General features: G+C 64.9%; 2 protein-coding genes. Both read right to left on the bottom strand.

Translation table 11 applies throughout. The annotated features are described in order from the left end of the window. Window positions 1-230: HU family DNA-binding protein (locus tag I5M_RS11540; protein WP_022721547.1), on the bottom strand; the 230-nt coding region annotated here is incomplete at its 3' end. Between the two features lie 165 nt (window positions 231-395). Beyond that, window positions 396-1370, bottom strand: coding sequence for a signal peptide peptidase SppA (gene sppA / locus I5M_RS11545; RefSeq protein WP_022721548.1), 975 nt, complete (start codon window positions 1368-1370; stop codon window positions 396-398). Window positions 1371-1455 lie beyond the last annotated feature (85 nt).

A 1455-nucleotide genomic window follows, 5' to 3' on the forward strand; every position in this document is an offset into this window, starting at 1 on the left:
GCCGCTCTTCTGGTCGCCGGCACGTGCGCGCCGGTGCGTGGATTGCGGCCGGCGCGGGCCGGGCGATGCTTCACCGAGAACGCGCCGAAGCCGCGTAGTTCGACGCGGTCGCCGCGCGCCAGCGCTTCGACGATCTCGTCGAGGATCGCGTTGACGATATTCTCGACGTCCCGCTGATAGAGGTGCGGATTGTGTTCGGCGATACGCTGAACCAGTTCGGACTTGATCATCGAGAATTCGATCCGTGCCTGCGGACCGCCATTTCCTTGAAAATGCCGTGATCTGTCAAGTCGCTAAATCAAATTGCCGCGCCCCGGAAAGCGCTGCCGCGACGCTGCGGAGCGGCACAATATCAGCCTGCTCGGCGGCTGCAATCGACTTGAGCAGAGTGCCGATCAGTTGGCGGACGCAGGTGCCCACAGTGCCAGCATTCCGGACAGGCCGAGCCGGTCGGCGACCGCGCCGGACTGCTCGAGCTGCCGCCCCACCGCGCCGAGCCCAAGCGCGTCCAGAGTGATCGATGCGGCCGTGCGCAGGAAGCTGAGGTCGCCGAACTGCGGCGCAAGCTTGTAGTCGCGTACCGGCAGGCCGCTCTTGACCTTCTTTTCCGAGACCAGCCAGGCCACAGCGGTCCTTTCGTCGCCGAGCTCGTCGATCAGTTTCAGGCCCAGCGCCTGCCGGCCGGTGAACACGCGGCCATCCGCCACGGTGTTGAGCTGGGCGTCATCGAGTTTGCGGCCCTTCTGCACCAGGTCGCGAAACCACGCGTAGGAATCCTTCACCAGCGATTCCAGCGCCGCGCGTGCTTCCGGACTGGTCGGCTCGAAGCCGTTGGGCGCCGCCTTCAGCGGCGACGACTTCACTTCCTCGACCTTGACGCCGACGGTCTTCAACAGGTCGCCGAAGTTCGGATACTGGAACAGCACGCCGATCGAACCGACCAGCGAGGTCTGCTGCGCGACAATGTGGTCCGAGGCCAGCGCCGCGATGTAGCCGCCCGACGCCGCGAGGCCCTCGACCACGACAACCATCGGCTTCTTGGCCTTGAGACGCACCAGCGCGTCGTGGAGTTCTTCGGAGCCCGCCGTGGTGCCCCCGGGCGAATTGATGTGCACCACCACGCCCGCGTAGGACGACTTCGCCAGGCGGTCGATCGCTTCCGTTCGTTCGGAGTTGCTGCGGATCAGGCCATCGATCTGAATGCGCGCGATCGACGTCGATGCCGTCAGTGCGTTTCGACCCGCGGGAGATACCGCCGCGCCGATCGCCACGACAGCGATGATCGCCACCAGCACCGCGCAGACACGCCAGAACGTCAGCTTGCGGCGCATCCGACGACGGTCGACGATGACATCGGACTCGAGCGACATGGGGGTCTCCGGCAAGGGTTCTGGCCAAATGGTTGTCGGACCAGAGAGTTGATTCCGCCTCTCTGAATTACATCAATTGCAATCC

Source organism: Rhodopseudomonas sp. B29, from assembly GCF_000333455.1.
GTDB lineage: Bacteria > Pseudomonadota > Alphaproteobacteria > Rhizobiales > Xanthobacteraceae > Rhodopseudomonas.

Bases quoted from the DNA above. Each gene is read 5' to 3' on its own strand.
- sppA (WP_022721548.1), bottom strand. From the start codon at position 1,370: ATGTCGCTCGAGTCCGATGTCATCGTCGACCGTCGTCGGATGCGCCGC.